23 protein-coding genes and 1 pseudogene are annotated in these 25853 nt (G+C 68.4%); 12 read left to right on the top strand and 12 right to left on the bottom strand.

The genetic code is table 11. The annotated features are described in order from the left end of the window. A pseudogene (locus Q9G87_RS01490) lies at positions 1-373 on the top strand (citrate/2-methylcitrate synthase); the annotation flags it as partial. Between the two features lie 46 nt (positions 374-419). On the opposite strand, the gene Q9G87_RS01485 reads toward Q9G87_RS01490, so the two are convergent. After that, positions 420-743 carry a hypothetical protein gene (locus tag Q9G87_RS01485; protein ID WP_305914320.1) on the bottom strand — a complete coding sequence of 108 codons (324 nt, stop codon included), beginning with the start codon at positions 741-743 and terminating at the stop codon, positions 420-422. Between the two features lie 1116 nt (positions 744-1859). Here Q9G87_RS01485 and Q9G87_RS01480 point away from each other — a divergent pair. Beyond that, positions 1860-2111 (top strand): CopG family transcriptional regulator, encoded by a 252-nt coding sequence (locus Q9G87_RS01480; protein ID WP_305914319.1) that lies wholly within the window; start codon positions 1860-1862, stop codon positions 2109-2111. Further along, on the top strand, positions 2111-2503 hold the full coding sequence (locus Q9G87_RS01475) for a type II toxin-antitoxin system VapC family toxin (protein ID WP_305914318.1): 393 nt from the start codon (positions 2111-2113) through the stop codon (positions 2501-2503). The genes Q9G87_RS01480 and Q9G87_RS01475 overlap by 1 nt, the downstream gene beginning before the upstream one ends. Before the next feature lie 467 nt (positions 2504-2970). On the opposite strand, the gene Q9G87_RS01470 is transcribed toward Q9G87_RS01475, so the two are convergent. Continuing rightward, positions 2971-4239, bottom strand: a complete 1269-nt coding sequence (locus Q9G87_RS01470) for an IS110 family RNA-guided transposase (RefSeq protein ID WP_305914317.1) — start codon at positions 4237-4239, stop codon at positions 2971-2973. A gap of 297 nt (positions 4240-4536) precedes the next feature. On the opposite strand from Q9G87_RS01470, the gene Q9G87_RS01465 reads away from it, so the two are divergent. Then, a complete protein-coding gene (locus tag Q9G87_RS01465) occupies positions 4537-5190 on the top strand; it encodes a DUF6082 family protein (protein ID WP_305914316.1) in 654 nt (217 codons plus the stop codon). 600 nt (positions 5191-5790) lie between these two features. Here the strand turns inward: Q9G87_RS01465 and Q9G87_RS01460 are convergent. The 8 genes from Q9G87_RS01460 to Q9G87_RS01425 form a co-directional block, all read right to left on the bottom strand. Continuing rightward, positions 5791-7689: an amidohydrolase gene (locus Q9G87_RS01460; RefSeq protein ID WP_305914315.1), complete on the bottom strand. Its 1899-nt coding sequence runs from the start codon at positions 7687-7689 to the stop codon at positions 5791-5793. A gap of 48 nt (positions 7690-7737) precedes the next feature. Next, the gene (locus tag Q9G87_RS01455) at positions 7738-8457 is read right to left on the bottom strand and encodes an acetate uptake transporter family protein (RefSeq protein WP_305914314.1); all 720 of its coding nucleotides are present in this window, start codon (positions 8455-8457) and stop codon (positions 7738-7740) included. Between the two features lie 84 nt (positions 8458-8541). Then, positions 8542-9495 carry an alpha/beta hydrolase gene (locus tag Q9G87_RS01450; RefSeq protein WP_305914313.1) on the bottom strand — a complete coding sequence of 318 codons (954 nt, stop codon included), beginning with the start codon at positions 9493-9495 and terminating at the stop codon, positions 8542-8544. Between the two features lie 33 nt (positions 9496-9528). Further along, positions 9529-10347 (bottom strand): alpha/beta fold hydrolase, encoded by an 819-nt coding sequence (locus tag Q9G87_RS01445; RefSeq protein WP_305914312.1) that lies wholly within the window; start codon positions 10345-10347, stop codon positions 9529-9531. A gap of 49 nt (positions 10348-10396) precedes the next feature. Beyond that, positions 10397-11230 carry an alpha/beta fold hydrolase gene (locus Q9G87_RS01440; protein ID WP_305914311.1) on the bottom strand — a complete coding sequence of 278 codons (834 nt, stop codon included), beginning with the start codon at positions 11228-11230 and terminating at the stop codon, positions 10397-10399. 422 nt (positions 11231-11652) lie between these two features. After that, positions 11653-12648 carry an alpha/beta hydrolase gene (locus Q9G87_RS01435; RefSeq protein ID WP_305914310.1) on the bottom strand — a complete coding sequence of 332 codons (996 nt, stop codon included), beginning with the start codon at positions 12646-12648 and terminating at the stop codon, positions 11653-11655. 241 nt (positions 12649-12889) lie between these two features. Then, positions 12890-13903 carry an AraC-like ligand-binding domain-containing protein gene (locus Q9G87_RS01430; RefSeq protein ID WP_305915109.1) on the bottom strand — a complete coding sequence of 338 codons (1014 nt, stop codon included), beginning with the start codon at positions 13901-13903 and terminating at the stop codon, positions 12890-12892. A gap of 287 nt (positions 13904-14190) precedes the next feature. After that, on the bottom strand, positions 14191-17001 hold the full coding sequence (locus tag Q9G87_RS01425) for an AfsR/SARP family transcriptional regulator (RefSeq protein WP_305914309.1): 2811 nt from the start codon (positions 16999-17001) through the stop codon (positions 14191-14193). A gap of 361 nt (positions 17002-17362) precedes the next feature. Here Q9G87_RS01425 and Q9G87_RS01420 point away from each other — a divergent pair, with 361 nt between their 5' ends. From Q9G87_RS01420 to Q9G87_RS01400, 5 genes are all read left to right on the top strand, one after another. Further along, on the top strand, positions 17363-18025 hold the full coding sequence (locus Q9G87_RS01420; protein ID WP_305914308.1) for a hydrolase: 663 nt from the start codon (positions 17363-17365) through the stop codon (positions 18023-18025). A gap of 44 nt (positions 18026-18069) precedes the next feature. After that, the gene (locus Q9G87_RS01415; RefSeq protein ID WP_305914307.1) at positions 18070-18582 is read left to right on the top strand and encodes a DoxX family protein; all 513 of its coding nucleotides are present in this window, start codon (positions 18070-18072) and stop codon (positions 18580-18582) included. Positions 18583-18724: 142 nt separating this feature from the next. Further along, positions 18725-19303, top strand: a complete 579-nt coding sequence (locus tag Q9G87_RS01410; protein WP_305914306.1) for a Dps family protein — start codon at positions 18725-18727, stop codon at positions 19301-19303. A 211-nt stretch (positions 19304-19514) separates the two neighbouring features. Further along, positions 19515-20240 carry an alpha/beta hydrolase gene (locus tag Q9G87_RS01405; RefSeq protein ID WP_305914305.1) on the top strand — a complete coding sequence of 242 codons (726 nt, stop codon included), beginning with the start codon at positions 19515-19517 and terminating at the stop codon, positions 20238-20240. Between the two features lie 261 nt (positions 20241-20501). Then, positions 20502-21059 carry a dihydrofolate reductase family protein gene (locus Q9G87_RS01400; protein WP_305914304.1) on the top strand — a complete coding sequence of 186 codons (558 nt, stop codon included), beginning with the start codon at positions 20502-20504 and terminating at the stop codon, positions 21057-21059. A gap of 72 nt (positions 21060-21131) precedes the next feature. Here Q9G87_RS01400 and sigJ read toward each other — a convergent pair whose 3' ends face one another. Further along, positions 21132-22001: an RNA polymerase sigma factor SigJ gene (gene sigJ / locus Q9G87_RS01395; RefSeq protein ID WP_305914303.1), complete on the bottom strand. Its 870-nt coding sequence runs from the start codon at positions 21999-22001 to the stop codon at positions 21132-21134. 206 nt (positions 22002-22207) lie between these two features. On the opposite strand from sigJ, the gene wrbA reads away from it, so the two are divergent. Beyond that, complete coding sequence (gene wrbA, locus Q9G87_RS01390; protein WP_305914302.1) at positions 22208-22816, top strand: NAD(P)H:quinone oxidoreductase; 609 nt, start codon at positions 22208-22210, stop codon at positions 22814-22816. An 86-nt stretch (positions 22817-22902) separates the two neighbouring features. Beyond that, positions 22903-23343 carry a YybH family protein gene (locus Q9G87_RS01385; RefSeq protein WP_305914301.1) on the top strand — a complete coding sequence of 147 codons (441 nt, stop codon included), beginning with the start codon at positions 22903-22905 and terminating at the stop codon, positions 23341-23343. 104 nt (positions 23344-23447) lie between these two features. On the opposite strand, the gene Q9G87_RS01380 is transcribed toward Q9G87_RS01385, so the two are convergent. Then, positions 23448-24026, bottom strand: coding sequence for a TetR/AcrR family transcriptional regulator (locus Q9G87_RS01380; protein WP_305914300.1), 579 nt, complete (start codon positions 24024-24026; stop codon positions 23448-23450). Between the two features lie 91 nt (positions 24027-24117). Between Q9G87_RS01380 and Q9G87_RS01375 the strand changes: the two genes are divergently transcribed. Continuing rightward, entirely contained in the window at positions 24118-25749 is a 1632-nt protein-coding gene (locus Q9G87_RS01375) for an FAD-dependent monooxygenase (protein WP_305914299.1), read from the top strand. The last annotated feature ends 104 nt before the right edge of the window (positions 25750-25853 follow it).

The following is a 25853-nucleotide window of genomic DNA, read 5'->3' as shown; positions in this document are numbered from 1 at the left end:
CGCGTCTACCGCGCCGAGGACCCGCGCGCCCGCGTGCTGCGCCGTACCGCCAAAGAGCTCGACGCGCCTCGGTACGAGGTCGCGGCGGCGCTGGAGCAGGCCGCGCTGGAGGAGCTGCACGCGCGCAAGCCCGACCGGGTGCTCGCCACCAACGTCGAGTACTGGGGCGGCCGTGGTGCTGGACTTCGCCGAGGTGCCGCCCCACATGTTCACCTCGATGTTCACCTGCGCCCACACGGCCGGCTGGGCCGCGCACATCCTGGAGCAGAAGCGCACGGGGAGACTCGTCCGCCCCAGCGCCAACTACATCGGCCCCGCCTCGCGCCTGCTCAGCGACGTGCCCGGCGCCTCCGAGGTCGTCGACACCATCTGACACCTCACTGACGGCCCGCCCGCACGCCGGCGGGCCGTTCGCCTTCCTAGGTTCCGCCTTCCTGGGCTCCGCGCAGGTCAGCGTCGGGGCAGGCGGCCTCGGGCGGCACCAGCTCGGTGAGCCTGCCGCACAGGCCCGCGAGCGTCTGGTCTCCCGGGCCTCGCGGCACCTGAATGAGCATGACGGGCTTGCCTGCCGACTCGTGCGGCTCCCTGCCCCCGGTGAACTCCATCACGCCCGTGGTCCCGTACTGCGTGCCGAGCGTGCTCAGGCCGTACAGGACCGTGCCCTTGTCCGGCACGGCGTCGGTGCCGCCGTAGGCGGAGCCGATCGCGAGCCCGAGGGCGAGCGCGGCATCGTAGGCCAGCATGGCGTGCCGCCTCTATGGAGGCCAGCCTCTCGGCGTACACGGGCAGCCGCTCCCACGGGTTACGCGCGTGGAACTCCTGCCCGCGGAACCAGGAACTCCTGACGTAGGTCCGGGCGAGCAGCACCGCGTGACCCGCGGCGACCACGACACCGCCCGCGACGGCCAGCAGCCAGCCGAGGATCGTGGTGATCCGGCCGAGCCCGGCGGCGATCAACGAGGCCGCGGGGATCCAACCGGTGAGCGACCTGCTCAGGTAGTCCAGCCAGACCACGAGCGGGCGGTCCTCGTTTGGCCCGACCCGGCCCGGGCGGTGCTCGGCCAGGGCCTGCTCCATGTCGGCGAGCTCGACCTTGCGGACCTCGCGCTGCCGCATCACCAGCAGCACAAACGTGGTGAGCTGAAACCTGATGGGAGGCAGCCCCTTCGGGCCGGTCCGCTCGCCGAGCTTGCCGGTCGCCTTCTCTACCAGATCGCGAACGCTGGTGGGCGGGCCCGACGAGAAGTACGGTGCCGGCTGGCCACCCGGCACGATGAGCGCCTTGAGGTCGCCCTCGTCGCCGTCCAGAAGGTCCTTGATGGCGCCCTCGTCGCCGTTCAGGAAGATCGACACCTGCGCGACCCGTCACGGCGCCACCAGGCAGGCCGCCTCACGAGCCTGCCGAACAGGTCTCGCAGGAAGTTGCGGACATCGGTCATGCATCGCTCCTTGGCCCTCGCTCCCCCCGAGACTCGCCCTTCTAGATCCCCATACTGCAGCAAATCTCAGAATCCGGACCGGGCTAGAGCAGGTTCTCCGGGGCGTCGCCGTTAGGCACGCGGGGTCAGGTATGGCCAGGGCTGGCACTTCAACGACAACCCCGCCCGTGCCGTCCGAGCGGCCAAGCCTCGGGGATCGGAGACGGATGCTCGCGTGAGCATGTGCTCGCTGTCAGTGGCGCGCTGTTTCCGCAGATCAACGCCACGCAGCACGCACCACTCACACAGACTGGGCACCCACACCGCACAGACGCAGCGACCTTGGGTGCAGGAAGCCGTCCGAGAAGTGGAACGGTATTCATCCGTCCCGCCCGCTCAGACGAGCACACGGATCTTCCTACCAATGGTAGGATCACAACCATGAGCGGTAGCAAGAAGTACTCCATCAGTCTTCCCGAAGACCTCGCCGAAACCGTACGCACCCATGTGGGCCCCGGCGGCTTCTCCGCCTACGTGGCCGAGGCGCTGGAGCAGCGTGTGGCCATGGACGAGCTTCGTGAGATCGTCGCCGACTTCGAGACCGACAACGACCCGTTGTCCCGGGAAGAGGTCGAAGCGGCCCGCGCCCTGCTGCGCCACGATCAGCGCAACTCAGGCGGTGCCGCAGCCTGATGCCCGGCACGCTCCTCCTCGACAGCGAGGGCCTGTCCAAGCTCTACCTCAAGGACCGCACCCTCCTGGCCCTCGTCCAAGCAGCCTCGGAAGAAGGCATCCGGGTGGTCACGACCGCCATGACCACCCTCGAGGCAAACTACGAACGTATCCACCCTGCCCGCATCCGGTGGGTACTCTCCCGGATTGACGTCCATGACGTCACCAAGGATGTCACCGACCAAGCCGCAGCACTGTTGCGCAGCCACCGTCTCAGTGGCCACAAGTACGCCATCGACGCCGTCCTCGCCGCCATCGCACGCTCCGCGCCAGGACCAGTCACCGTCCTCACCTCCGACCCCGAAGACATCAGCTTGCTCTGCGGACCCGCGATCGAGGTCGTCAAGGTCTGACGATCCGGCACGACCGGCGACGGCCGGTTCGGCGGGATGTCCTGCAACGACTGTGATCCACGTCGATCCGGGCACACCCGCTCAACGCATGACGCTGCGCAGGGCCTCGACCGGTGCTCAGACCGGACAACTGGGCAGACGGAAAGTGTTGCCTTCGGCGTCCCGAACGATCCACCAAAGGAGCCCCCAGACGGAGGGCACCGTGCCGTCCCACAAACTGGCGCTCGTCCTGCGCAACGGCATGCCAGCGACCGATGACCCCGGGTCCGTGCCGTCCGAGGAGGACAACCAGCCGCGATTCTCCAGCGACAGAAGTCCCGCTGGGAGCCGTTTGGGAGCCGACCCACTCCCCAAGCCCTCCCCACACCACATGTGACCACTGATCCGAAAATCGGAGAGTAAGTGGGAAGGCGGCAGCGAACCCCGGCGTGGCTCGGTGCGACGGGGTTTGTGATCAGGTCAGCTGGTCAGGCGATGGGTTCCAAGATGACTCGATAGCCCAGGGCTTCGAGCTGGCGGACGTGGTTGCGTTTCTTGCGCTCGGGGCCGATGCGGGTGTCGTAGAAGTCGGCGCCGAGGTCGATGAAGCGAGCGTTGGGATCGGACAGCAGGTGCCAGACGATGGTGAGGATGGAGCGGCCGACGGCGACGATGGCTCTCTTCTTGCCGCGGCGGCGGGCGATGCGGCGGTAGCGTTCGCCGAGGAAGGTGTTGGTTTTGCCGGCCGAGACCGCGGCTTCGCCCAGAACCCGGGCCAGATAGAGGTTGCCGTGGCCGGTGGCGGCTTGGCCTTTCCTCCGGCCGGCCGATTCCTTCATCGTGGGGGCGAAGCGTGCCCACGAGGCCAGATGGCCGGCGGTCGGGAAGCGCGTCATGTCCAGACCGATTTCGGAAAGGATCAATGAGGCGGCGGTGCGTCCGATGCCGGGGATGTCGTCCAGCCGCTCCACCGCCGCGGCGAAAGGGGCGATGAGCTCCTCGATTTTGGCATCCACCTCGGCGATATCCCGGTTGAGCTGATCGACGCGGACCAGCATCTTGGCGAGCAGGAACGCGTGGTGGTCGGTGAAGCGGCCAGTGAACGCCTCCTCCACCGCGCTGATCTTGGCGCGCATGCTGGCGCGGGCCATCTGCGCGAGCACGGCGGGATTGCGCCCTCCTGCGATCAGCGCGGCCATCATGGCGCGGCCGGACACGCCGAAGATGTCGGAGGCCACCACCGATAACTTGATCTGTGCGTCCTCCAGGAGCTTCTCCGCCCGGTTCTTCTCCGCCGTGCGCACCGAAACCAGGTCGCAGCGGTAGCGAACCCGATCCCGCAGCTGCCGGATCTGTGGCGGAGGCACGAAGCTGGGGCGGATCATCTGCCGTTCGGCGACCTTGCACAACCAGACCGCATCCAGCCTGTCGGTCTTGGGACGCCCGGGCAGATGTTTGACATCGCGGGCATTGACCAGCCAGGTCTCGAACCCGGCGGCTTCCAGGATGTAGAAGATCGGTTTCCAGTAATCGCTGGTTGCTTCCATCACCACCCGGGTCACGCCCAGACAGTGCAGGCGGTCGGCCAGCGACAGGACCGAGCGGGTCATGGTCGTGTGTGTGCTGACCTCCTGCAGCCGCCTGCCTGGCCGATCCTCGCTGGGAAGCCGGACACAGCAGACCAACTCGGCCTTCCCGACGTCCAGCGCCGCGACCCGTTCGATGATGTCCTCGGTGTCTTGCGTCTCCTCCAGCATCACAGCCTCCCGCCGTTTCCAGCACCCTGCACGTGTTGCCCGCAAGAGCCGCAAGGGAAAAGGCGAAGCTGATCCGCGTGCTCGAAGCACAGTGAGCGGGCAAGATCAGAGGACTGGATTGCCGCATGTTTCAAGACACGGCCGACTCAAGTAGGGCGGCGCATCATTGAGCATCCACCCACTCAAACCGACGAGGAGTCGAAGATGAGGAGACGGGCAACGCGAGCTGTACTCGTAGCATGTGCCTCGGTCATTGCCGTCGCTGCTGCAGGGGCCGTCGTACTGGCGCCAGTCGCAGTGAGCGGCATCGCCGACCTGATACCTGCCTCCCGATGGGCACTGCTGAGCGAGGTGGGTCAGGCATATGGATCGGTCGCTGCCCTGATCAGCGCCGCTGCCCTTGCCGGCGTCGCCCTGTCGGTCGATATGCAGGCACGCACCACGCGAATAGCAGCTTTACAAGGGCTTAGGACCCGCCAATTCGAAATCGCTCGTCTGGTGATTGAAAATCCAGCATTAGCTCAGGTGGAGGGAGAGGTCTGGCGGGGTCACCACGATGACTTCCGCTTTCAATCGCACGTGGTAATCAACCAGTGGATAGCGCACTGGCTAACTATGTACGATCTCGGGCTGATAGACCAAGACACCTTGCGTGGTGTAGTCAGGCGCCTGTTCCGAGGTCAGCTAGGGCGGAGCTTCTGGATTGATAGCCGATCGTCCTATTGGGCAGGCCGGCCAAATGGACGCTTGCGTTCCGTCCTTCGGCTCATGGATGAAGAACTAAGAGCAGCCGAAGCCACCCCTCCTCGCACTACCGTCAATCCAGTTGGCAAACCACGTTTCGAACGAAAAGCTGCCGCCGCGTTCGGAGGGGCTGCTGCTATCGGGCTCGGCATCCTGCTGCATCGACGCAGACAGTCCTCAAGACGTGACCAACAGGCGGCGCGATGAAGACGACGGCGCGGTCTCTCAGACAAGCCCGGACGAAGGCGGAGCATATGCAGCACGAGAGTGCAGCAACCCCGTCGACCACCGGCGACCGTCCGTGAGTCATGCGGCCTGCTTGACCTCCGGGCTAACTCTCAACGACCCTCACGCCGAGAGTTCGGGACGAAGAGGTCGTGGGTTCAAATCCCGCCACCCCGACAGAGTTGTCGCAGGTCAAGAGCCTGGTTCTCAAGATTGAGAACCAGGCTCTTGATCGTTTGACCGTCATTTGACCGTCCGTCTGAACACCCCTGGTGGGCACTGACGGGTTCACATGAGTTTTCTCGATCACCTTGATCGCAGGGCGTAAAGGGTCAGCTGGGGTCCGAGCTTGGCACAGAGGGGGACGCGGGCGTTCCGCTCGACGTCCTTCAGGTCCTCATGAGCGATGAGTTGCCCAGTACCACGCAGGTCCGACGCCGCCCGTCACCGGGCCGGGGTCGGCTCGGTCCCCGTGCCCGGCGGCAATGACCGAGCATTCGCACCACGGCCTTGCCGGATACCTGTGGCGAAGTGCCCGTGCGCTGGACTATGTGCCCGCGCAAGAGCCGACGCGGCGTGGTGTCAGAGGGTGAAGCAGGGGTCGAAGATCGCTGGCGCGGACTCGGGGGCGAGCCCACGGGTAACGCGCCACCGGTGGTGCTGCTCCGCATCGGCGACGGCCTCGCCCAGCCGATCGGCCTGGCGTGCGCCGGTGCTGCTCGGTGGCGGGCTGGCCTGGTAACCGCCGAAGTGGGAGACCGGGCTCCATGAAGGGCTGATGGACGGCATGAGCTCGTCCATGCCCTCGTACTCTGCCGCGGCGTACACGATGCGGCCGCCGACCACGGTCAGCACCGATTCGATGTACGGGATGTCGTCGTCGTGGACGGAGAAGTAGTCGTGGGTGAGCACAGTGAAGTCGGCAAAGTACCCCTCCCGCAGGGTGCCCTTGACGTCCTGCTCACCGGTGATGCGCGCCCCGGCGCGGGTGAACAGTTCCAGCGCCTTCTCCCGGGAAAGGCGCCGGTCGGCGGGGTAAAGGTGAAATCCGCCGACGCTGCGTCCAGTGACCAGCCAGTGCAGGGCCACCCACGGGTTGTAGGAGGAAACCCGGGTCGCGTCGGTGCCGGCCGCCACGGCAAGCCCCTGTTCCAGCATCTCCTTGATGGGCGGGGTGCGGGCGGCGACCGCGGCGCCGTACCGCTCGGCGAACGCCCGGCCTTGGAAGGACATCCGGTTCTGGACGCTGATGGTGCCGCCGAGGGCCGCGATGCGCTCCAGGCTTTCGGCTGAGACGGTCTCGGCGTGGTCGAACAGCCACCGGTTGCCCGCCGGGAACAGGCCGTCGGCGGCGAGCTTCTCGAAGACGGCCAGGTCGCGGCGGATCGTCTCGTCGTAGGTGGCGTGCAGGCGAAAGCCCCAGCCGTTCTCCATGAGCAGCCGGACCGCCTGCTCGAACTCCTCCTCGTAGCCGGGCGCGAGTTCGGGGCGCGGCTCGGAGAAGTTCTCGAAGTCGGCGGCGGCCCAGGTCAGGTTCTCGCCCGCGCCGTTGAGCCGCAGCCATTCGTCGCCGTCGCCGGGGCGCACCGTTTCGATCCACCGCTTCAGGTCCGCCAGCTCCTGCCCGGCGGTCTGGGGGAAGAGGTGGTAGGCGATGCGCAGGGACAGCTCGCCATCGCGGGCCAGTTCGATGACGGTGCGGTAGTTGTCGGGGAAGTTCTGGAAGCCGCCGGCCGCGTCGATTGCCGAGGTGAGGCCGAAGCGGTTCAGCTCGCGCAGGAAGTGCCGGGTGGAGATCTTCTTGTCTGCGTTGTCGAGCGTGGGCGCGCCGGCCAGGGTGGAGTACAGGATGAGCGCGCTGGGGGCGGCCAGCAGAACGCCGGTCGGCTCGCCGTCGCGGTCACGCACGATCTGCCCACCCTTGGGGTCGGGGGTGTCGCGGGTGAAACCGGCGGCGCGCACGGCCGCCCGGTTCAGGATGGCGCTCTGGTAGAGGTGCAGGACGAAGACGGGCGTGTCCGGGGCGGCGTCGGTCAGTTCGGCGGCGGTCGGCATGCGGCGTTCGGCGAACTGCTCGGCCGTCCAGCCGCCCACCACCCGGATCCATTGGCCCTTGGGGGTGCGGGCCGCTTGCTCACGCAGCATGGCCAGGGCTTGGCGCAGCGAGCGGACGCCGTCCCAGCGCAGCTCCAGCACGTAGTTGAGGCCGCCGCGGATGACGTGCAGGTGGGAGTCGTTCAGTCCGGGTATCAGCCGCCGTCCCAGAGCGTCCACCACTCGTGTGCGGGCTCCGACGTGCTCGGCGATGTCCCCGTCCTCGCCAAGCGCGGTGATCCTGCCGCCGCGTACGGCGATCGCCGAGACTACGGGTTTGCGCGGATCTCCGGTGAAAACTTTCGCATTACGGACGATGAGGTCGGCGATCTGCCTATCGTCACTGCCGGGTGCCGGGATGACACCGGCGACTGGCATCGAGGTCATGGCTCTCTCTCGTTCACAAGTCACGAAATCTGGGAGCAGCGGGGTGCATCACAGGGTGCGGCGCACGCCCGCCTGGCGTTCGAGGTTGCGCAGCTGGACCGCCAGGTCGCCCTCGACGGCATGGTGCGCGGGGCCGGAACGGCCGACCGGCAGCACTTCCTGGCCGCGCATGTCCTCCAGCATCAGCGCGAAGGCCGCGTACAACGCCACGGCGGCCAGCAGCAGACCGAGTACGCCGGAGATCGTGGCCACCCACGGCGTCCCGGTCAGGTTGGCGGCCGCGCCGACGGCGAAGCGGGGCACGGCCGTGCACAGCACCAGCCACAGCGCCCGCTTGGGTTTGGCCACGCTCGCCATCAGGAGGGCGAACAGGGCGAAGACCAGGTTCAGTACGCCGAGCACGGAAGTGCCGGGCGGGGAGTCGAGGGCGAGCACCAGGGAACTGGCCAGCCACATGCCGGAGAAGCAGGCCATCAGGGTGGCCGCGATCACGTCGCGGGCGCCGAAGGCGAAGACCGCCACCACGAGCTGCAGGACAAACGCCGGCAGGATGGTCATGGCGATCGCACGGTGGGCTCCGGGAGGGAACAGGCCCAGTTGGAGGCTGGCGATCATGACCGACGCGATGGCCACCGAGTAGAAGCCGAGCGGCATCGGGGAGGCGATCGGCCGCAGGTTGATGCGCGTCATGCGGCGCAGATCCGGTTCGTGGTAGCGGCCGCCGGGTGAGGCCTGCTCGCCGCCGGGCTGGGGGTCAGGGGTGTTCATAGCGAGGTCTTCCTGGCCCGCGTGGGGCGACGTCCGCCCCACGCGGGCCGAGTTCGAGGGGGATGGGCCCACGGGCCCCCGGTCTCAGCTCTTGGCCAGGGCACGGCGCAGCGTGCTGACGGCCAGCTCGATCGCGGAGTCGGCGGCGTAGGTTTCGCGCAGCGTGTTGAGCATGACGAAGTCGTGAATGATGCCCAGGTAGCGCACCGCGGTTACCGGCACCCCGGCGGTGCGCAGCTTGTTGGCGTACGCCTCGCCCTCGTCGCGGAGCACGTCGGCTTCGCCAGTGATGATCAGCGCCGGGGGCAGCCCGGCCAGCTCCTCCAGCGAGGCCCGCAGCGGGGAGGCGGTGATCTCGGCGCGTTGGGCCTCGTCGGTGGTGTACTGGTCCCAGAACCACTGCATGCCGTCCCGGCGCAGGAAGTAGCCCTCGGCGAACTGGTGGTAGGAGTCGGTGTCGAAGGAGGCGTCGGTCACCGGGTAGAACAGCACCTGCTGGCGCAGCGGCAGTCCGCCGCGCTGCTTGGCCATCAGTGTCAGGGCGGCGCTCATGTTGCCGCCGACGGAGTCGCCGGCCACCGCGATCCGGGTGGCGTCCAGTCCCTTGGCGGCGCCCTCGGTGACGATCCACCGGGCCACGGTCCAGTTCTGCTCGATGGCCACCGGGTAGCGGTGCTCGGGCGACAGGTCGTACTCGGGGAAGACCACGGCGGCGTCGGCGCCGGTCGCGAGCTCGCGGACGAGCCGGTCGTGGGTGTGGGCGTTGCCGAACACCCAGCCGGCGCCATGAATGTAGATGATCACGGGTAGGTCGCCCGTGCGGCCCGCGGGCCGCACGATGCGGGCCTTGACCTGGCCGGTGGGTCCGCCGGGGATCGTCACCCACTCCTCGTCCACGGCCGGCTTGGCGATGGGCCCGGACTGCACGTCGTCGACGGCCTTGCGGCCCTCGCTCGGCAGCAGCTGGAACAGGAAGGGAGGCTGCGCGGTGGCTTCGGCGAAGGCTCGTGCGGCGGGTTCGAGGACAGGCTTGTTCATGATTGCTCCACGTGTGAGAAGGGAATCGCGGGATCAGCGGCCGGTGGCGGCGCGCTCGATCAGGCGGGTCACCGCGTCGGGGTGGGAGACCAGTACGGCGTGAGAGGCGCCCTTGATCGTGACAGTGGCGCGGGCGTCGGCACGCTCGGCCATGAAGCGCAGCGCGGCCGGCGGAATGTTCTTGTCCCCGGTGCCGAACAACGCCCAAGAGGTGACGGCCTTCCAGGCGGGCGTGGCGCCGGAGGGTTCGTCGAGCGCGGCGGCGGTGATCGGACGCTGGGTGACGGCCATCACCTGGGCGTCACGAGCGGGTACGTCATGGGCGAACTGCCTGCGGAACTTGTCCTGCTCGACGTACAGGTCGGTGCCGCCGCCGGGCAACGGCACCTGCCGAAGGGTCTCGCCGAGGGTGCTGCCGGGGTATCTGCCCGCGAGTTCGGCCGCGCTTTCGCCTTCGTCGGGGATGAAGGCGGCGACGTAGACGAGGGCTTTGACGTTGTCGTTGCCGCGCGCGGCGTTGGTGATGACCGCGCCGCCGTAGGAGTGGCCGACCAGGACGACGGGGCCTTTGACGGTGGCGAGCAGGGCGGCGGTGCCGGCGGCGTCGGCGGAGAGGCCGCGGAGCGGGTTGGCCGGCGCGAGGACGGCGTAGCCCTTGCGCTGGAGCCGCTCGATCACGCCTTTCCAGCAGGAGGCGTCGGCGAAGGCGCCGTGCACGAGCACGACGGTGGGCTTGGCCGCGCCCTGGGTCTCGGCGGAGGCGGCGGTGGAGGAGGAGGCGGCGGCGGCGGAGACGGCTATGGAGGCGGCGAGCGCGGTGCCGAGGGCCTGGCGCCGGGTGAGCTGTGTCATCGTGTGTCCTTATTGTCGTGAGACGGCGGGGTACGGATGGGCCGCCGGGTCACTTGATGAAGTCGAGCAGGGCCTGGTTGACCTCGGTGGCGTGGGTCCACAGCAGGCCGTGCGGGGCGCCCTCGATCTCCACGAGCGTCGCGGCGGGCAGCAGGCGGTGGAAGGCTCGTGCGGTGGCCTCGATGGGCAGGATGCGGTCGGCGGTGCCGTGCAGGATCAGGGCCGGCACATCGATGGCCGGGATGTCGGCCCGGAAGTCGGTGTACCAGGTCGAGGGCGCGGCAGCGGCGGCGAAGAAGCCGCCGCCCGCCGCGACGTTCCAGCTGTTGCGGACCGCCTCGTCGCTGATCCTGGTGCCGAGGTTCTCGTCGAGGTTGTAGAAGTCCTTGAAGAAGTCGCTGTAGTACGCGTAGCGGTCCGTCTTGACGGCCGCGATCACGCCGTCGAAGAACTCCTTCGGAGCGGCCCCGGCCGGGTTGTCGTCAGTCTTGAGCAGGAAGGGAGGCAGCCCTCCCAGGAAGGCGGCCTTGGCCACGCGGGCCGTGCCGTAGGCGGACACGTACCGGGCGACCTCACCGGTGCCCATAGAGAAGCCGACCAGGACGGCGTCCCGCAGATCGAGGGTCTCCATCACGGTGTTCAGGTCGGCCGCGAAGGTGTCGTAGTCGTAGCCGGTCGTCGGCTGGCTGGAACGGCCGAAACCACGCCGGTCGTAAGTGATCACGCGGTGGCCCGCATCGAGCAGCGCGGTTGCCTGCCGTTCCCAGGAGTGTCCGTCGAGCGGGAACCCGTGGATGAGGACGACCGGCTGCCCGGTTCCGTGATCCTCGTAGTAAAGGTCGATGGAGGTGGAGTTCTCCTGACCAACGGTGATGTACGGCATGGACCTGCTCCTTAGATCTCAATGGTGGTAGCGGTGCGCGCGCTCAGGACCACGCCCAGGCCGGTAGGAGGAAGGGCGCTGGGCGGACCGCATCGGGCTGCTGTCGGTGGCCGGGGCCGGGCGTTAGTGACATGTGCCAGCCCGTGATGCCCATGACGTTAGAGGGATCTCTTGCCGCCTGTTGCCCTGAAGCGCACTGCTTCTTGCCCGGAAGTGCCACGAGGGGACGCATGCCGGTGCGCTGGTGGGAGCGTTGGCACTATCTCGCGGGCCTACGGTTGGCGTACGGCGGCGGGCGGCGGCCGGACCACGGCCGGGTCAGGTCGTTCGCGTCAGCCCTGCCACCCCGACATGGCGTTAGTGGGCCAGAGGACCGTGGGGCGGGATGTCACACGTCACGTCCGTGCCTGGGTAACGAGAAGTCAGCCGTGGGAGCGGTGCAGGACGACGTGGAGGGTGTCGATGGCCTGGATGAGGGCGGCGCGGGCGGCGTCCGTGTCGTGGAGGGGATCGAGCACCATGAAGCCGTGGATGGTCCCGTGGTAGCGCATGGACACCACCGGCACTCCGGCCGCACGCAGCTTGGCCGCGTATGCCTCGCCCTCGTCGCGGACCACGTCGGCCTCACCGGTGACCACCAGCGCCGGAGGCAGGCCGGTGAGCTGTTCCAGGGAAGCCCTCAGCGGTGACGCGGTGACCTCGCTCCGCCGCCGTACGTCGGGCAGGTACTGGTCCCAGAACCAGCGCATGGTCTCGCGGCTGAGGAGGTATCCCTCGGCGAACTCCCGGTACGAGGGGGTGTCGAAGGCGGCGTCGGTGATCGGGCAGAACAGCACCTGCTGCACCAGCCGTACCCCTCCCCGTTGTTTGGCGAGCAGGGTCAGCGCCGCCACCAGGTTGCCCCCCGCCGAGTCACCCACCGCGGCCATCCGGTTGCCATCCAGGCCGATCTCGTCGCCTCGGTCGCAGATCCACTTCGCGGCGGCGTAGCACTGCTCGAGGGCGACCGGATATCGAGCCTCTGGGGCGCGCTCGTACTCCACGAACACCACGGCCGCGTCCGTGCCGAGAGCGAATTCGCGTACCAGGCGCTTGTGTGTGCCGACGTCCCCCACGGACCAGCTCAGGCCGTGCAGGAACAGCACGACGGGGATGTCGCCGACGCTGTCGGCGGGCTTGACCACCTGCACCCGCACATGTCCGGTCGGACCGCCCGGCAGGGCGAACCACTCCGCCGATGTGTCCGCGTCCTCGGGGAGACGGTCTCCGCCCTGCAGTTCGACCAGGGTCAGTCGCGCCTGCTTCACGTCCAGATCCGCACCGCCCACTGACGACAGGCAAACGTGGCCGTCCAGGAACGCCCGGGAAGGGCGATCCAGGACCGGGTGCCGATCGAACGGCGAAGCCGTGTCGCTCACATGGTCTCCTGCCAAAAAGGCCACCAAGGCCTGAGTCCAATGGGTTCTTTAGGTGCACCACGTGCCCCGGCCGATCGGCGGTCGCGATACCACCGGTCGCTGGCCCGGGGCAGCACCGCCAGGAGCTGTGGCGGCTCTCACTGTTTCGAACGGGGACTTTACCTGCTCGACAGCCCATCGTCAGTCCGCGGCTGGACATCGTCGCGGCCACCTGCCGTTCACAACAAGCCGGGCGCGGAGGTCACCGCTGATCGGTGCTGGGCAGGCGAATCTCCGCGAAGGAGCCCGGCCCCGGCCTACCATCTCCTTCGGCGACGCGAAGGTTGCGCCATTCACGAGGGGAAACCCCGTAGACGGCGCGGAAGGAACGGCTGAAGTGGGCGGGATTGACGAACCCCCATCGCTGGGCCACGGCCGACACCGTGGGCACCGTCCTGCCGCGGCGGGCCAGCTCGCGCCCGCACTCCTCCAGACGCCTGTGCTGGATGAGCCGGCCAACCGTGATCCCTTCACCCTCGAAGATCCGGTGCAGGTAGCGGACGGAAATCCGGAGCGCCTGCGCGATGCTCTCCGGCGACAGATCGGGATCGCCCAGATTCCGGTTGATGTGATCGCGAACCTGCAGGACGAGATGGGCGCGGGCGGTGTCCGCCTCCGGGGTGCCCTGGTTGGTCCGCTCGGCCACCAGAGTGGAGAACAGGTCGACCACGTTGCCCGCCAATCGGTCCGCCACGGCCGACGTGTAGGCGTGGGCCGAGGCGGCCAGCGTGGCCAGGAAAGGCACCAGCATCGAGCCGAAGCCGTCCGCGGTGCCGACGGCGGTGCCGGTGACCTGCCGGATGTGGGCCTCCGCAACGCCCAGCACACGGCGGGGCAGCTGGAAGACATGCGTGGAGAACCGTTGCGGATAGTCGAAGAAGTACGGCCTCGTCGTGTCGTACACCACCAGATCGCCCTCGCCCACCTCGGCCCGCCGGCCATCCTGGATCAACGTTGCTGTGCCCGATACCTGGACACCGATCGCCACGTACGCCTCCGACGAGCGTGCGATCAGCGTCGGCGTGCGGCTGATCCGCTTCGCGTCGGCCTCCATGGTGGAGACCCGGAGATACCCGAGGCGGTCGGTCGTGATCCTGCCGTCGAATGGCCCGTCGCTCTGCGGGACGACGGTCATCGGCACCAGTGTTCTGCTTACCACGTCGTTCCAGTAGGCGACCTTGTCGCGGTCAGGAACGGAAGCGGTCGTCAACACCATGCTCAACCTGCGCTCCCCTCAGCAAGAGTGACACGCACCCGCAACCGACCCAAAAGAGGGCGGACTGCTATACCTGGCCGGAAGGCGGCATCCGTGCATGACCGCGCCGGCGGCGTAACGAGCGCGCACGGCGAAAGGCGGATGGGCGAGACGGGCGAGGGCGGCTTGGCGCTCCGCACCCCGGCACGGCTCATCGCACGAGCAGACATGAAGTAGGTCCTTCCTAGGCATATCGAGCCTAGGAAGGACCCTGTGTATGAACTGTGCGAGATCTGTGACAGGGCTGTTCAGAGAGCCGCCAGCTTGGCCCTGATCTCCTCTGCCGCGGGATGGCGCAGGTCGGTGAGAATCGTCAGGGCGGCCTGCCACGCCTCACGTGCGGCCTCGCGCTCTCCGGCATCCAGGTGCACATCCCCCAGGCTCCCGAGCGACGATGCCTCGGGATAACGCGCACCCATGCTGTTGCGTAGCTCGGCGGCACGCCGGTATGCGGTGATGGCCTGCTGGAACTGCCCGAGCCGGTGCCTGGCGTACCCGACGCTGTCCCAGGCCGCAGACTCGCCCCGGCGAAATCCCAGCTCCGCCAGTCGCTCGACCGCGCTCTGGCAGAGTTCCAGGCCCTGCTGGAAGTGACCGAGCTGCATGTGGTACCAGCCGACGTCGTTGAGCGTGGTCGCCCGCCCGCGAGCGTCGCCGCTGACGGTGAACAGCTCAAGCGCCTGCTCAGTGAGGGCCAACGCCTCCGCGGTCCGTCCCTGCTTGTTGAGCTCGTAGGAGACGTAGCGCATGGCCTGCGCCTGGTTGTCGAGATCGCCCACTTTGCCGAACAGTTCGACCGCGCGGGAGACGTATTCGAGCGCCTCCTGCGTGCGCCCCAGGTCGCTCGCCGCGCCGCCCAGGCTGTGATAGGCGTGAGCCTGCGCGCCGAGGTCCCCCAGCCGTTCGGCGGCCTGGACCGCCGTCCGATGAGTGGTCAGCGCCTCTTCCCGATAGCCCCTCCGCTCAAGGAACTCCGTCAGTGCCCAGGCCAGTTGCCAGGCATGTGTGTCGAACCCGGACCGCGCCGCCGCCTGTACCGCGGCGACCAGAGTGCGATGCTCGGTTCGTAGCCAAGCCTCGGCCTGCTCCTCGTCGGCGAAGTGTGTCTCTGGGACACCGCGCAGGGGCGGCTCCACCGTGATCCTTTTCGCGAACGGTGCGATCAATCGGTGGGCGGCATGCGTTGTGTGCAGGTAGTAGTCGAGCACCCGCCGCAGGGCCTGCCCGCCTTCGCCTTCGTCGGCGAGTTCGGCGGCGTAGGCGTGCAGGAGATCGTGGAAGGCGTACCGTCCGGGCGACGTTTCGGTGAGGAGGTTGGCCGCGACCAGCTCGGCCAGCAACGTCCTGGCCGGGGCGGCGGCGAGCGCGGCGGCCGCGTCGAGGCCCACCTCGCCCCTGCCGGGGTGCACGGCGAGCAGCCGGAATAGGCGGGCTGCCGGCTCGCTGAGCGTCTTGTAGGACCAGGAGAAGACGGCTCTGGCGTCGATGGCCGCGTCGGGACCGGTGAACGCGTGCAGGCTGCCGTCCCCGTCGCGCAGTTCGGCCGCGATGGACGACAGGGTGAAGGCGCGGTTCGCGGCGGCGCGGGCCGCCACGATCGCCAGCGCGAGCGGCAGCCGCGCGCACAGGGCGATGATCTCTTCGGTCGCGTCCGGCTCGGCCGTCACCCGGTCGCCGCCCAGCCGCCGGGCCAGGAAGTCGCGTGCCTCCTCGGCCGTCAGCACGTCGAGGACGAGCGCGTGCGCGCCGTGCGCGACGACCAGACCGAGCAGGTGGTTCCTGCTGGTCACCAGGACGAGTGCGCCCGGGGTGCCCGGCAGCAGCGGCGTCACCTGCGCCGTGTCCCGTGCGTTGTCGAGCAGGATCAGCATCCGCCGCCCGGCCAGCAGACTGCGGAACAGCGCCGCGCGCGCGTCCAGACCCGACGGCACGCGCTCGGGCGGCACGTCGAGCGCTTCCAGGAATCCGTGCAGCACGTCGGCCGGGGCCAGGGGTGCGTCGGTCGGGTCGAAGCCGCGCAAGTTGACGTAGAGCCGGCCGTCGGGGAAACGGCCGGCGAGCCGGTGCGCGACGTGGATCGCCAGCGTGGTCTTGCCGATCCCGGCCATGCCGCCGATCGCGCTGATGAGGACGGTCCGGTGGGCGCCGGACACCCGATCGAGCAACTCCGCGACCTGTTCATGGCGGCCGGTGAAGGTCGCCACGTCCACGGGCAACTGGGCCGGCACCACCGCGGGAAGCCCTGGCACGGGACTTCCGGGCTGGGCAGGCTGGGCAGGAGGTGCGGCGAGCTCGGACAGGACGGCGTCGTGCGCCGCACGCACCTCAGGACCCGGGTCGACGCCGAGCTCGTCCGCGAGCCGGTCCCGAAGGGCGTGGAAGACCGTGAACGCGGCCGCCTGCTGTCCGGTGGCCGCGAGCATGCGGATCAGCCTGGCCTGCAACGACTCGTCCAGCGGGTACGCCTCAGCCGCCCGCTGCACCGCCACCAAGGCCCGCTCGGCCGAGCCGGCGCGCAGCGCCACGTCCGCCGCCTGGCGCACCGCGCTCACGTACTCCCGCTCCAGCGCGACGAACACCGGATGGGTGCGGACGTCCACCTCCACGTTGGCCGCCACCGGCCCTCGCCACAGGTCGAGCGCCTCCACCAGCAGCCGCACGCACAGCTCAGGGTCTCCCGCCGCATCCGCGCGCAGGGCCTTTTCCACACCGCGGCGGAAGACCAGCAGGTCCACGTCGTCGGCCGCCGCCCCCAGCCGGTATCCGCCCCCGCTGCGCACCAGCAGAGTCCCCTCCGAACGCGGCGGCAACTCCGGGTCGAGCAGTCTGCGCAGTTTGCCGACGTAGCGCTGCACGATGTTGACCGCGCTCGCCGGGGGATCGTCCCGCCAGAGCGCGTCCACGATCTCCTCGGCAGTCACCGCCCTGTCCGAGCCTGCCAGCAGCAGTGCCAGCAAGGCTCGTTGTTGTGGGGGCCCGAGCTCGAGTTCCGACCCGTTCCGCCAGGCCCGTACGGGCCCGAGCACCGCGAAACGAAGATCACAACTGGACCGCTCCATGCCACCCCGCCCTGCGATGCGGTCGCCGCCTCCCGAACACCGCATCACAGAGTACAACTGCGCATAACGGAAGGTCGGCGCGGGTGTGTCGCCACTCAGCTCGCCTCTCACGCGGAAACCACGGCGGCGGGCGGGCACGTCCTGTGCCGTGCAGTCCGGGAACAGCAAAGGCCACCATGAGGAAAGAAACGACCAGCCGAGCCGGGCTAGCGTGATCGACACGGCGCCAGGCCGACTCCCGCCCCATCCGGTGCGGCAGGGAATGGTCCGCACCTTATCCCGCGGCAACCCCGAGAGGTCGCCGCTCTCCGCCCCGCATTCCGTGCGGGCGGGATCACGCCTTGTCAGAGAGGAAATCGTCATGGTCGACTTCGCCCAGGTGAAGCCCGTCCCCAGCCCTGACCTGCTCACTCCGCACAACGCGGTCATGCTCTTCGTGGACCACCAGCCGCAGATGTTCTTCGGCGTGGGCAGCGGCGACCGCGCCGCCATCATCAACAGCACGGTCGGTCTGGCGAAGGCCGCTCGGGCCTTCGACGTTCCGGTGGTGCTCACCACCGTCGCCGCGGAGTCCTTCTCCGGCCCGATCCTGCCGCAGCTGACCGAGGTCTTCCCCCTGAACGAGGTCCTCGACCGCAGCACGATGAACGCATGGGAGGACGCGTCGGTCGTCGAGGCCGTCAAGGCGACCGGCCGTAAGAAGATCATCCTGTCCGGCCTGTGGACCGAGGTGTGCCTGGTGCTTCCGGCGCTTTCGGCGCTCGGCCAGGGCTACGAGGTCTACGTCGTCGCCGACGCTTCCGGCGGTGTGAGCTCCGAAGCGCACGAGCACGCCATCCAGCGCATGACCGCCGCAGGCGCGGTCCCGGTCACCTGGGTTCAGGTCCTGTTGGAGCTGCAGCGGGACTGGGCCCGTCAGGAGACGTACGGGACGGTCATGGAGATCGTCAAGGAACACGCCGGCGCCTATGGTCTCGGGGTCTTGTACGCGCAGACCGTCATTGGCGCGCACGCGGCGGGCTGACCCATGCCCCGCCACAGCCACCGCACCGCACCACGGAGTGGCCGGTGAGCCCCACGCTGCTGAACCTCGGTCTGCTGATCTTGCGCCTGGTGACCGGGCTGCTGATCGCCGCACACGGCATCCAGAAGATCAGCTTCCACCTGGGCGGCAAAGGGCTGGAGGGCGGCACCCGCGAGTTCCGCGAAGACGGCTTCCGCGGCGGCCCCCTCACCGCTCTGGCCGCCGGGGCGGGTCAGATCGGCTCCGGTCTGCTGTTGGCGGCCGGCTTGGCAACCCCGCTCGCCGCCGCCGGCGTCATCGGTGTCATGACGGTGGCACTCACCGTCAAATGGCGCCACGGCCTGTGGGTTCAAAAGGATGGCTACGAGTACCCGCTGGTCCTCATCACCACGGCCGCCGTCCTCGCCGCCACCGGGCCGGGGCAGTGGTCCGCCGACCAGCTGATCGGCCTGCTGCCGGTTTCGGCCTGGTGGTCCGCCGTCGCTGTGACGGTCGGGCTGGGCAGCGGGCTGCTGACCCGGATCCTCCTGCACCGCCCGGCGGCGCCGACCGATTAGCCGGACCTCGCGCGATTCGTATGACCATGCGTATCCCGCATGCGCATCACAGGGGCTGATTGCCCACCTGTCCGCCGTTCGTGCGAACCGCGATCCGGCCAAGACGGACGGCGTCACTCCGCCACTACCAGGAGACACTGCCATGGAAACGACCACCCCGACGAGCAGCCAGCCGATGCTCCAGCCTGACGGCACCGAGGTGCAGGCCTTCGGGACCGTCAGACTCTTCCCGATCGGCCTGTCCCACGCCACCCGGGCGTACTCCTGCCAGCGCCTCAATCGGCTGCTCGCCGACACCCAGGTCCTGTACTCGCTCTACAAGAAGCACCACTGGACGGTGCGCGGCGCCACCTTCTACCAATTGCACCAGCTCTTCGACAAGCACGCCGGAGAGCAGCTCGCGCTGGTGGACGCACTCGCTGAGCGCATCCAAAGCCTGGGCGGCGTAGCCGTGGGAGATCCGCGGCACATCGCGGAGATCACCTCGATCCCCCGCCCTCCGGACGGGACCGAGGAGGTGCCTGCGATGCTCTCCCGCATGCTGCGTGCCCACGAGTCGATTCTGATCGACGGCCGCGCCGCTGCTGTGCGCGCCGCCGACATGGGCGACGACGGCACCAACGACCTCCTCGTTTCGCAGGTGGTCCGCACCGGCGAAGCCCACGTCTGGTTCCTCGCCGAGCACCTCGTCAACACCCCGCTCCCCCGTCCGGTCCCGTGAAAATGCCTCTGTCCGCCCCGCCGCGCTTTGCCCGCGGGGGCGGCACAGGCGTGTCCGGCCGCCACCCAGGCGAACCACACACTGCACTCCTTACCCACATGAGCTGCCCCAAGGACAGCGTCCGCGCCTCAGCACCACCAGAGGCAGCGAACCCCTGACCTCGGGTCAGCGTCGGCCGATCGAACCACGTCAACACAGAGAGAGTTGTGCCATGTCCCGTCCTGACAGCCCGACCGTCGTCCTGGTCCACGGCGCGTTCGCCGACGCGTCCAGCTTTGCCCGCGTCATCCCCAAACTGATCGCCCGCGGCCTCAACGTGTTGGCCCCTGCGGTTCCCAACCGCAGCCTGCTCGGCGACTCCGCCTATATCGCCTCGTTCGTCCGCCAGGTGCCCGGTCCAGTGATCCTGGTCGGCCACTCCTACGGCGGCGCGATCATCACGGTCGCCGGAATGGAAGACAACGTCAAGGCACTGGTCTTCCTGGCCGGCTATGCCCTGGAGGAAGGCGAGAGCCTGGGCGAGTTGCAGGGCCGCTTCCCCGACTCCGACCTCGCCGGCGCCCTCGTCTACACGCCCTTCCCGATCGAGGGCTCCACCGAGGCCGGCACCGACGTGTCGGTCCAGATCGACAAGTTCCCGATGGTCTTCGCCGCCGACGTCGACCCCGGCCTCGCCTCTGTCCTCGCCGTCTCCCAGCGCCCGCTGGCTGCGCAGGCCTTCACCGAGAAGGCCCCGGCCGCAGCCTGGAAGACCAAGCCCTCCTGGGGCTTGGTCGCCACGGCCGACCGCACCATCAACCCCGACGTCGAGCGTTTCGGCTACGAACGAGCCGGCATGACGACCATCAACGTCCAGTCCTCGCACCTCGTGATGCTCGCTCACCCCGAACGTGTCGCCGAACTGATCGTGGACGCCGTCCGGGCCACCGCACACTAATCCGCCTGCCTCCTCGGCCTCGGTCGGCCGGCGGTCGGGACTCCCCGTGGCGAAAGGGTGGATGACAGGTGCTGGCGGCTGATCGAGGTGACCATGCCACGGTGGCCAGGTGGTCGGCCAGAAGCCCGAGGTGCGCTTCGTCCGGGATCTGACGGTTGACGGAACCGGCCAGGCCAGCCGATCGATGAGTTTCGGGTCGTGCGGAGGTCACAGCTTGCAGGACCGCTGACAGACTGACGCGCTCGTACCCGAAGGAGACGCATGGCAAAGCTCATCTACTCGATGATCACCTCGCTCGACGGCTACGCCGAGGCGGCGGAGGGCGACCTCGGCACCGGGGCCGACGACCGGGAGGTGCATACCTTCATCAACGACCTCTTCCGCCCCGTCGGCACGTACCTCTACGGCCGACGGATGTACGAGACGATGGTCTACTGGGAGACCGCGCACACCGAGCCCGACCAGCCGCCGCACATCCTGCAGTACGCCCGCGACTGGCAGGCCGCAGAGAAGATCGTGTACTCCACGACGCTCGAGTCGGTGTCCAGCGCGAAGACCAGGATCGAGCGGACCTTCGACCCGGACGCGGTGCGCAAGCTCAAGGCCGAGGCTGATCACGACCTCACTGTCGACGGCCCGAACCTCGCGGCCCAGGCGATCGCGGCCGGCCTGGTGGACGAGTACCACCTGTTCATCACCACGAGCGTGGTCGGCGGCGGCAAGCGGTTCTTCCCCGACGGTGTGCGCCTCGATCTGGAGCTGGTCGAGGAGCGTGCCTTCGACAGCGGACTGATCTACGCGCGCTACCGGACCCGCTGAGCCGCATCGGTTGGTGACGCTGCCGGCGGTGCTCGGTTTGGATCACCGACGAACCGCGATCGGCCCGGATGATCAGCCTGCCGTCCACGGGCGGAGCTTGTCGGGGTTGCGTACGGCCCAGATGCGCTTGATCCGGTCGCCGGCGATGTCGAACGCCAGCACCGCCGTGGTGGCCTCGCCTAGCTGGAGAACCAGGCCGGGCTGACCGTTGACCGTGCGCTCCGTCATCGTCATGCCGGGTGCTCTGACGGCAACGTCGAGGAAGTAGCGCGCGATCTGCTCGCTGCCCTCGATCGGGTGAAGCATGGCGCTGACCAGGCCTCCGCCGTCGGCGATTCCGGTGGCGTCGGGGTCGAGGAGGCCGATGAGGGTGTTGATGTCTTTGGCTTCCCACGCCTGCTTGAAGTCCCTGACGATGCTGGCCTGCTGGGCCGTCGGTGCTGCGGGCGTCCGCGAGGCGTCGATGCGGCGGCGGGCGGAGGAGGCCAGCTGGCGGCATGCCACCGGCGTACGGCCGACAATCTCGGCCACCTCGGCGAACGGGTATCGAAAGACGTCGTGCAGCACGAATGCGACGCGCTCGGCCGGAGTCATCGAATCGAGTACGACGAGGAAGGCTATGCTGACCGATTCGTCGAGAGTGACGCGGTCGGCGGGGTCTGCCGGGACGCCGCCGCTGGTCCACTCTCTGTGGTCGGGAAGCGGCTCGGGGAGCCATTCGCCCACGTAGCGCTCCCGCCTGACCCGCGCCGAGTCGAGCTGGTCCAGGCAGATGCGGCCGGCGACCCTCGTCAGCCAGGCGCCCGGCGATTCGATGGCCTCCTGCTGTTGACGGGACATGGCGTACCAGCGGGTGTAGGTCTCCTGCACGACATCCTCGGCATCGGCCAGCGAGCCGAGGAGCCGGTACGCAAGATTGATCAGCTGACGCCGCTCGCTCATGATCGCGCTCAGGCTCGGGTCGAGCCAACAGGTTCCTGCCGCGGATGTGATGCTCATGGTGTCGCCGGCCAGCCTTCCTTGTCGCATCTGCACTCATCATGCCGACGAGACAGCCTCCTCGAATGTGAGGTTGGCGCGTCGCCTCACATTTCGCAGTGCCACCTCGTCGTATCGCTCGAGATCGACCAGGAAGGAAACAACCGATCGTGGAACCCGTTAACGTCGCGATCATTTACTACAGCGCCACCGGCAACGTGCACGCTCTGGCGCAGGCCGCCGCCGAGGGCGCCGAGAAGGCCGGCGCGTACGTGCGGCTGCGGAAGGTCGCCGAACTGGCGCCGCCGGAGGCGATCGGCGCCAGGCCGGAATGGGCCCAGCATCTCAAGGACACCGCCGATGTGGCCGAGGCCGACCATGAGGATCTGGGGTGGGCTGATGCGGTGCTGTTCGGCGCCCCTACCCGCTTCGGCAACCCGGCCAGCCAGCTCAGGGCGTTCATCGAATCCACAGGTCCCCTGTGGATGCAGGGCAAGCTCGCGGACAAGGTGTATTCGGCTTTCACTGCCTCCAGCACCGCCCACGGTGGGCAGGAATCCACCATCCTGGCGCTGGGGAACACCTTCTACCACTGGGGCGGCGTCATCGTGCCCCCCGGCTACACCGACCCCATCCAGTTCCAGTCGGGCAATCCCTACGGCACTTCCCACGTGGCCGGTATCGGGGCGCCCACCGAGGTGACCTTGGCGGCGGCACGTCACCAGGCCCGCCGCGTCGTCGACATCGCGGCCGCGCTCAAGGCCGGCCGCACCGCCTGATCCAGCGTGGCACCTCACATTCTGCAGGGCTGCGTCGTCGAGACTATTGAAACCACAAAGGCCGCTCAGCGGTCAGAAGTTGTTGAATGGAGGATGAAGTGACTTCGAACGATTCCGAAGTTAGGGCGCTCTTGGAGAGTCGAGTCGATGCCAGCCAGAAAAAGGACATCGATGCACTCATGTCACTTTATTCTTCCGACATCGTTTACTACGATGTCGTACCCCCTCTCCAGTTCATCGGGACCGAAGAAGTCCGCCGCAACTTTGTGCGATGGTTCGATGGATACGACGGACCCATCAGCCTGAAAACGCACGACCTCACCATTGCGACAAGCGGAGATGTCGCCTTCGCGCACATGCTTCACCTGGACACCGGGGAGCGCACGAACGGGCTCAAGAGCGCGATATGGGCGCGATCGACCGTTTGCTGCCGACGGATCAGCGGCAAGTGGTTGATCACGCACGAACACATCTCTCTGCCGATTAATCCGGAGAACCTTCAGGCTTGGTTCCCGCCGGACATGTGAGCGAGTCTGATCGTTCATCCTCGCTGCGCCGCCGGCCTGGTTTTTCAGCGGTGCTGCCGCCGACTGTGAGCCTCTCCCCCGCCGGAGCGGACCACGGAGGTGACTTACGGTTCACTCCTACCCTCTGCCGGCAGAAACCCTGCGACGAGGGCCTGGACGAGGGCCCGGGTGTCCATCCCGGGGACACCGACGGTGATGCGGTCGAAGGTCACTCCGGTCAGCAGGGAGCCGAGGGCGTCGAGTTGCTCGTCGGTGGCGGCGGGGTGGACGGCGCGGATCTGGGCGGTGCGGATGCGCAAGGTCACGGCGCGAAGTTCGCGCATGAGCGCGGCCAGCCGAGGGTTGCGGGCGGCCTCCAGGGACAGCTCGAACCGGGCCAGGTAGCGGTTGCGTGCCGGGCCGGTCCCATCGTCAATGGCGGCGGTGAGGCTGTCGACGAGGTCCTCGCGGTCGGGTGGCGTCGCCGGTGCGGCCTGCAGGGCAGCGAGCTGCTGATCCAGGATCCGGTGGGCGATCGCCTCGTAGAGGGCGGACCGGGTGCGGAAGTAATTGGAGGTGGTGCCGACCGGAACGCCGGCGGCCGCGTCGATGGCGCGGTGGGTCACTCCCGCGAGGCCGACCTCGTCGATGAGTCGCATCGCGGTGTCGGCCAGCATTTCGCGTCGATCACTTTCCCTCGGCACGCCTTGACTCTACTACAGCGTCGTACTACAACGTAGTACTACAGCGTCGTACTACGTTGTAGTGGACTGCTTTCGGGTGAAAGGAACGCCGATGACAACCGGCATCACTCAGGTCCTGGTAGCGGGCGCCGGCCCGACCGGTCTGACTTTGTCCGTCGAGCTCGCCCGACGGGGCATCGATCACCTGCTGGTCGATGCCGGTCAGGCGCCCGCGATCGGATCGCGTGGGAAGGGGCTCCAGCCGCGCAGCCTGGAGGTGCTGGACGATCTGGGCGTGATCGATGAGATCCTCGCCAACGGCACCGTCGGCTTGCCTCTGCGGGTCTACCAGGGACACGAGCTCACCGTAGAACTGGCCACCGCCACTGCCACGGGAGCACGGCCGGGCGTGCCGTATCCCGACCTGGTGATGTTGCCGGAGTGGCGGGTGGAGCAGATCCTGCGCGACCGGCTGACCGCTCTCGGCGGACGGGTGCTCTACGGCGCCGCACTGAGTGCCTTCACCCAGGACGAGGACGGCGTCACCGCAACGCTGGCCAACGGCCAGATCGTCCGGGCCCGCTACCTTGTCGGCAGCGACGGCGGGCACAGCATCGTCCGGCACCTGCTCGACGCGACGATGGACGGGCACACCCGCACCGACCAGTTCTTCCTCGTCGGCGACGTGCATATCCACGGCCTCGCCGCGGACGCCTCCCACGCCTGGTTCGGCGAGGACGGCTCGTACCTGGCCGTCGCGCCGTTGCCGAACGCCGAGGGCGCCTGGCAGTACCAGGCCAGCGTGCTTCCCGGCCCCGACGGCGAGGTTGCCGAGCCCACCCTGGAGCTCTTCAGCGAGCTGTTCCGCGAGAGGTCCGGCCGGGCCGAGGTGACGCTGAGCGATGCAACCTGGCTGTCGCGTTACCGCTTCAACGCCCGGATGGTCCATAGCTACCGGTATGGCCGCGTCTTCCTGGCCGGCGATGCCGCCCACGTGCACTCCCCCGCTGGTGGCCAGGGCATGAACACCGGCATCCAGGACGCCTACAACCTCGGCTGGAAGCTGGCCGCGGCCCTCGCCGGCGCGTCCGAGGCGATCCTTGACACCTACGGGGCCGAGCGTATCCCTGTCGCGGCCAAGGTCCTGGCCGGCAGCTCCCGCGGCTTCGAATCCATCTTCATGCTCAAGGGCGTGCGCCGGTTCCTGCGCGACCATGTGCTCTTCCCGCTCATCAAGCGGCCCGCCGTCATGAGCCGCCTGTTGGCCAAGACCAGCCAGCTCGACATCGCCTACCCCGACTCGCCCCTGACCGTCGCCGGTGGCCCGCGCCGCGGCCCCAAGGCCGGTGGCCGTGCACCCGACGCCCGCGGCACCACCCCCGACGGCGCCCCGCTCCGCCTCTTCGACGTCACCCGCGGAACGCACTGGACCCTTCTGGGTTTCGGCGTGGAAACCACCCATCCCCTCGCCACCCTCCACGGCCCACACGTCAGCACCCTGCAGGTCGCCGACTCCGGCCAGACCGGGTGCCCGAAGGCCCTCGTCGGCCAGGAGGCACCCCGGCTCTACCGGGTTCGCCCCGGCACCCTGGTCCTGATCCGCCCCGACGGATACATCGCCGTGCGCACCGACGACCCCCAGGTCGTGGCCGACTACCTCGACCGGACGCTGTCCCCAGCCGTGCGGCCACACCGAACGCGGCCTGAGAACGCCGGACGGCGGCGCCAGAGAGCGCGCCGCTAAGGTGAGCAGCGCCGAAGTAGCCGGACGGGCATGGGCGAGGGCAGCCGGAGGTTGGGGCTGCCCTCATGCGAACGGCGACGGAAATGACGTGGGCACCGCCGAGC

This window comes from Nonomuraea turcica, assembly GCF_030718205.1.
Taxonomy (GTDB): Bacteria; Actinomycetota; Actinomycetes; order Streptosporangiales; family Streptosporangiaceae; genus Nonomuraea.
Note: the sequence above shows the minus strand (reverse complement) of the source record. Positions and strands in the feature narration are given on the sequence as shown.